The organism is Bacteroidia bacterium (assembly GCA_025056095.1).
Classification (GTDB): domain Bacteria; phylum Bacteroidota; class Bacteroidia; order JANWVE01; family JANWVE01; genus JANWVE01.
In genome coordinates, this window is the sequence record JANWVW010000162.1 from 1 (window position 1) to 6509 (window position 6509).

The window sequence follows — 6509 nt, forward strand, 5'->3', positions numbered from 1 at the left end:
GTTAGCGAAGCACCGAAGCGAAGCGCAGTGCGGAATGCCCCGACCCTTGCGTCAGCAAGGGGCACGCCCAAAAAAAAGAAAAATCTTGAATCAATATCCAAAATTCTGCACTAAACACAATAAAAATAATTTTTTAACGTTGTTATAAGTAGAAGGGCGAAGTTTTCATGTTGTTGTTTTAGTGGCGGCGTTCTTGACAAAAATTTTGTTAAGAGCGCCGTTTTTATTTGACAACAGGAACGTGTACCAAATACTTTGTGGAAAAAAACTCATCGTCTGCAAAATGAGCTAAACTATAAACTGTAACGGGCAAAGCTAATTGCTCAACTTCATTTTGAATCTTCCCACCTTTTAGATAAAGTATTCCGTTTTTCAGGGTGTTTTTAGAATTTAAGTCAATTTTTTGATAGACCCATGCATAAAATTGAGGTAACTGCGCTACAGCACGACTGACTACAAAATCAAACTTCTCTTGTATATGCTCCGCGCGTATGACCTGAACTTTTACATTACGTAACCCAAGGCTCTGTACTATGTCTTGTACAGCATTTATTTTTTTGGTAATAGAGTCTACCAAAGTAAAGTTACAATCAGGAAAAAGAATAGCCAAAGGAATGCCTGGAAACCCTCCCCCTGTACCTACATCAAGAATTTTTGTATTAGGTGCAAAAGAAATAATTTTAGCTATCATTGCACTGTGCAAAATGTGCCTTGTCCACAAATGTGGAATATCCTTGCGAGAAACTAAATTGATTTTTTCATTCCAAAAAGTAATTTTTTGATAAAATTGCTCAAATTGGCGAACTTGTAGTTCGTTAAGTTCAAAATATTGCTTAATAATCATCAGTTTTGCTTTGCTTTTACTTTTATGTTTATTTGCTGCGCTTTTTGGATAGCCGTTTGTATATCTTTGTCTATTATTGTTACATGCCCCATTTTTCGCAAACTTCTGGTTTGGGATTTGTTGTAAAGATGCACATACACGCCCTCAATCAATAAAGCTTCATCTATACCTTCATAATAAGGCACTCCTTGATAACCTTTTTCTCCTAATAAATTTAACATTACAGCAGGTTGAATAAGGTCTGTGCTGCCCAAAGGTAGGTCTAGTATTATTCTCAGTAGTTGCTCATATTGTGATGTGTAGCAAGACTCAATAGTGTGATGCCCTGAATTATGGGGGCGAGGTGCTATTTCATTGAGTAAGAGCGTATTATCCTGCGCAACAAACATTTCAACGGCAAAAATTCCAATTCCATTGAGATATTCTACAGCTTGTGCTGCCAAAGATTGTGCTTTTGTAGATAGGTTTTTATCTATACGAGCAGGACAAATTAGATATTTTAATATGTTGGCTTCTTCGTCAAAAACCATTTCTACAACAGGATAGGTAACTACTTCTTTTTTTCTGTTGCGGGCTACTATTACTGCAATTTCATGCTTTCGAGGAATGTATTTTTCTATAATGCAGGGGGCATCAAAGACTTGCTGGATGTTATTTTTTTCACAGACAAGTACACCTTTGCCATCATAACCGCCTGTGTGTAGCTTTGCTACAAATATATCTGTACCTAACTCTTGAGCAGCTTTTATCCACTCTTTGGGGCTTTGGACAGATACAAACGGTGCTGTGGGAAGGTTATGTTTTTCAAAAAACTGTTTTTGCCTGTGTTTGTTTTGAATAGTATACAAGATTTCCGGTGATGGAATACATTCTATTTGGTTTGTTTTCACTAATTCTATTACGGCTTCTACATCAAAGTGTTCAGTTTCAAAAGTTAGTATATCAGAGCACTCTGCAAGTGCTTGTATAGCCTTTTTGTCGTACAGACTGCCCTTTATATGTGTATCTGCAAGTGGACTTGCACTACATCCTTCTGAATCCAAAATGTTACAAGGGATATTCCAAGGTATAGCAGCTTCAATCAGCATTAAAGCTAATTGTCCCCCACCTATGATGCCAATTTTTTTTCTTTTCATAGTGCAAATATGTACAAAGTAACCTCAAAATAACAAAGCCACCTTTTTGATAAGGTGGCTTTGTGAGATACGCCTAAGAATACTTTACTGTACCTGAACTTTACGGATAGCAAAGCTGTTACCGTCGGTTATACGTACCATGTACAAACCTTTGCTATACTTGGATACATCTACGGTACGGTTGTATAAGCCTGTAAAGTTGTTCGGTGTATCTGTATATACAACTTGACCTAGAGCATTCAACACTTCTACCTTGAAACTCTTACCATTTTGTACATCGTATATAATGTGGAAGTTACCGTTGTTAGGGTTAGGTATTACGTTAAGTGCGTAGCTGTTGTCTACAGGAGCTTGATCTGCAAATGAGGAGGTTGGGCATATTATTGGGAAGATTGCATGAGCCACTTCTAATCCCCAAGAATTAGAGTCGTCATAAGCATACCATGTGCCATCGTTCCATTGTTCCCAAGCAGTTGCAGGATTTGTATCCCCATCAGTATTGGTTATTAGGGCAACAGTATCAGCGGGGTGGGCGTAGTTGAGTCCTGCCATATCAAAACTAAATCCTGCATAGAATGTAGTTCCTACAGTTACAGGGGAGCTAAAGGTTACTATGGTCGGCTGCATAGCCGTTACATCGGATTGAATTTGTGATACAAGCAAGTTTTGTGAAATTAACGGTGTTGCACCTGGTTTTCCACCTGTACCTGAGTTGTTCCATAAACGGACGTTTACTTTATGTCCTGCGCCTGAACTGTATCCTCTACCAAACATGAAAATTACGCCTGTTACTTTATTTAATGAACTAGGGTAGCCCGTGAACTTATCTGCTTTAGATTGGTCGCTATAGGCATTAGAACCAGCTACATAGCCGCCACTACTAGCAAGATAAATAACAGGAGTACCTGGGAATGGGAGATTAAGTGTATCACATGTAGCACTGACCACATTTATATAGTTTACCTTAGTTTCTGTGTCTGTACCATGAGAGTTAGACACAGTTAAGGTTACGCTATATGTTCCCACGGTATTGTATGTAATTCCAGTGGGGTTTTGTAAAGTAGAGCTAGAAGGTGTAGCTCCAGGGAATGACCATGACCAAGATGTAGGAACTCCTGTGGATAGGTCCGTGAAGTTGATAGAACTTCCCACAGGTATTGTAGTCATGCTGGCTACAAAATCTGCGTTAGGTACACCAGAAGTTACAGGTACACAACCCATTGAGGTAGTTAAAGATGCACGAGGTCCTGCTAATGCTGCTTGCATACGGGCTTTTTGCCCTGCGGTGAACATGCACAAGCAAGCATCATCAGAATAATCCATATAGTTCATGAACATTACTCCAGGGGCGCTGGGCTGGCAAGCATCTGTTTTGGGGAATGTAGGGCAGCCATAATTTTCTCCTGCTTGTGTTGGAGTATCTGCTACAAAATCATCAGGGGAGCACCCTGGGTCATCACCCCAAATATGGCGTAAGTTTAGGTAGTGCCCAACTTCATGCGTACCTGTACGACCTTTGTTATAAGGAGCAAGTGCTCCTGTTTTTCCTGTAAAGCGATAGTCCAGTACTACTCCATCTGTAGCTGCAGGTCCTCCAGGAAACTGAGCATAGCCTAGCACAGAACCACCTAAGTTACAGACCCAAATATTAAGGTACTTAGAAGTGTTCCAAGCATCTTTTCCTCCTGTAGAGTTGTATTTAACATCGTTGGCAAGTACACTGAACGACGTTTTAGTTGTAGAGGTACGGGTAATCCCCGTGGTGGGATTGTTACTTGGATCACGTTGAGCAAGGCAAAAGCGAATCTCTGTATCCACATGTAAGGACTTCCAAACTGCTGGAACTAAATTAGTGTCGGAGTTCTGCTTAGCATAGTCTTTATTAAGTACATCTAACTGTTCATTCAAACGAGAATCAGGGATATTTTCCGCAGCAGTTCTATACACAACATGGAATACCACTGGAATAGTGATGATGGTACCTGTCTTAGCAGTGGGATTATTTTTGATGTACTCTTGTGTAAAACGTTCAATGTTTTCTAAGTTGCGTCTGTAGTTAGGATCTGTTTTGAGCAGGTGTTCGTGGTGTTCCATAGTACCGCACGTACGCTTTGTTACATGGCTATGGGTTGCTTCATTAGAATGGTACGGCTCTGCTTTTTTAGCTACTCTTTGCTGTGCAAAACTAAAAAAGCCAATTGAAAGCAAGCAAGTTAAGAATGACAACTTCCAGTTCATAAGGTATATGAATTATACTTACTTTACAAAAATACAGAGTAAGTTCCAAAATAGCAAAACAAAATTTTAGTTAATTATGTCAAAGTACTCATAATCACATACTTTAATTTTCTTTCGTTGCTAAAATTAATTTTTTGTAAGATATTTGTGTCCTTAGGTTCTAGTGCTATGTATATAGGTAGGCTAGTAAATGTCATTATTGGTATCATTTTACTTTTACCATATTCTGTATGTGCAGATGACATACTTGGTGAATGGAATGCGCAAAAGGATATTAAAAATTTTTCACCTTACCAGTATGAGGCTGCTAAAGGTTGGACAAGCAAGCAAATTGCTAATATGATAGAGAATAATACTACTTGGTCGCAACTGTTCTTTCTATCTTATGGGGCAAGGCATAGATACAATCTAGGGGATACTACGATTATTACAGAATTGATACAACTCGTTAGAAAAAACAAAGTGATTCCTATGACAGAAACTTACAAACTGATTATATGGGAACGGATTGCTAGCGGAGATATGGTCTTTGAAGGGCGGGGGATTATTATAGACGATGACCTCTTTAATGTAGCAGGAAAAGCGAACTGGATACTAAGGTATATATATGGCGTACGATTTGGATTAGTTAAAATAAATTCCACTCAATTTGCTTTAGATGAATTAGCACGTAAATGGACAGAATTATATAAAGGTAAAACCGCAGGGGCTATTCCCGAAGAAATTCATAACTCAAAAACTCTAGCCTGTCTAAAAGACACATTAGTGTTGAAAATTCTAATAGGTACTTTGAACCCTTCCGAAAAGAAAACACAGTATATAAATACCTGTCTTGAACAATATAAGCTTAAATCTGTACCCAAAGATCCTTTGGTTTCGGGTTACTACTGCAATCCTGATAACTATACTATTGAGTACCTCAATAAAATTATTGATCTAAAATCTCCTCTCAAAACTCCTGAGGCTTGGAAGCGCTGGTACGAAGCAAATAAATCTAAAATAGTCTATGATGAAAAAAAGAAAAAGTTTGTCATTCCAAAAGCTGCACCGAACAAGAAAAATAACTCTACTACTCCTGCCAAAAAATAAATTAGTTCTGTTTCAATAGCTTTGCTTTGTGTATCTGTTCCTTTGCTTCGTCTTGTAGTATCAGAATATACATACCTTCAGGTAAAAAAGATAAGTCAGCATGAAAAGGTATTGAATCAGCTGTGAGTGTAGCTTTGTAGCATACTTTACCTTGTACATCTATAACGCATAATTGTTTGAGAGTCAATTCTGATGAAATAAAAATTTCATTTATACATGGATTAGGATAAACACGAATTTTATTTTCTGTAATAAGATTGTGCAGTAAAGAACTTTCAGTGTTAATATGTATCGCCCCTACAGCATCTAAATCAAAACCGCCTGTATTAAAAGCAGTTGGATAGGGGTCATTTATAGGATTGTTCTGTACATCGTACGTAGCATAAGCAGGATTGATGCTACCTACTACATCTATTATTTTAATGTATTTAATGTTATTTTTATCCAACAAAGAGTGGTCGGCAATTTCGGAAAGGTCAAAAGGAGTGCCGTACAAAGCTCTATATTTTCCTGCTAAATTGTGAATTTTAGTTGGGTCGCCTGCGTTATCAAAAGGACCTATTTGTGTATGAGTTTGAGTATTTGAGTATGCAGGGAATCTAAAATAATTAACTCCATCTGAACTAACCTCTATTACGGCAAGTTCTAAAAAAGTATCATTAAAAGCATTTTCAAACACGGCAAAGTCAAATCCTGGTCCATCTTTAATGGGCAAATTAAAAGAAACTATTGCGCTACCTCTATCCCCTAAGCTGACAACTTTATTATCTGCTTTTCCCAAAGCTAAGGTATCATTTCCAAAACTGACGTTTCCCATGCTAGGGTTAGCTATATCTACATAGCCCCGAGTAACTGTGCATTGAGTAGCCCAAGCTATGAAAATACTACTATCTTTATGTATTGCTGTGGTGCCAAGGGTACCTACTCCTCCAGGGAACTGTGCTAATGAAATTCTACTCTTGGTAGTAACACATGCTATTATTAGTAGTAGTGATAGTTTTACATTCATGTTTTTGGAAGCAAAGTATTGGTTTCGCTTCAAAAATACAAAAAACATTACCTACTCAAAACCTTAAATTTGTGCTGATACTGAATATGTGAAAGTTAAGTCTTTATTTTTTTATCTTTTGGGCGTGCCCTTGTGGGCGTTTCGCTGCGCTCATGCCCACAAGGTCGGCGTGCTTCGGGCTACGCTATCGCTT

Annotated in this window: 5 protein-coding genes; 1 reads left to right on the forward strand and 4 read right to left on the reverse strand. The window is 38.1% G+C overall.

The window, feature by feature from the left end; all coding sequences use genetic code 11:
- Positions 1–223: 223 nt before the first annotated feature.
- The 3 genes from rsmG to NZ519_10720 all read right to left on the reverse strand — a co-directional run bounded on the left by rsmG (position 224) and on the right by NZ519_10720 (position 4218).
- Positions 224–844: a 16S rRNA (guanine(527)-N(7))-methyltransferase RsmG gene (gene rsmG, locus NZ519_10710; GenBank protein MCS7029220.1), complete on the reverse strand. Its 621-nt coding sequence runs from the start codon at positions 842–844 to the stop codon at positions 224–226.
- Positions 844–1980 (reverse strand): 5-(carboxyamino)imidazole ribonucleotide synthase, encoded by a 1137-nt coding sequence (locus tag NZ519_10715; protein MCS7029221.1) that lies wholly within the window; start codon positions 1978–1980, stop codon positions 844–846. Before NZ519_10715 ends, rsmG begins: the two co-directional genes overlap by 1 nt.
- A gap of 84 nt (positions 1981–2064) precedes the next feature.
- A complete protein-coding gene (locus NZ519_10720; GenBank protein MCS7029222.1) occupies positions 2065–4218 on the reverse strand; it encodes a M43 family zinc metalloprotease in 2154 nt (717 codons plus the stop codon).
- 147 nt (positions 4219–4365) lie between these two features.
- Here NZ519_10720 and NZ519_10725 point away from each other — a divergent pair, with 147 nt between their 5' ends.
- The gene (locus tag NZ519_10725; GenBank protein MCS7029223.1) at positions 4366–5307 is read left to right on the forward strand and encodes a hypothetical protein; all 942 of its coding nucleotides are present in this window, start codon (positions 4366–4368) and stop codon (positions 5305–5307) included.
- Between the two features lies 1 nt (position 5308).
- Here the strand turns inward: NZ519_10725 and NZ519_10730 are convergent, their stop codons facing one another.
- The gene (locus NZ519_10730) at positions 5309–6316 is read right to left on the reverse strand and encodes a T9SS type A sorting domain-containing protein (GenBank protein MCS7029224.1); all 1008 of its coding nucleotides are present in this window, start codon (positions 6314–6316) and stop codon (positions 5309–5311) included.
- Positions 6317–6509 lie beyond the last annotated feature (193 nt).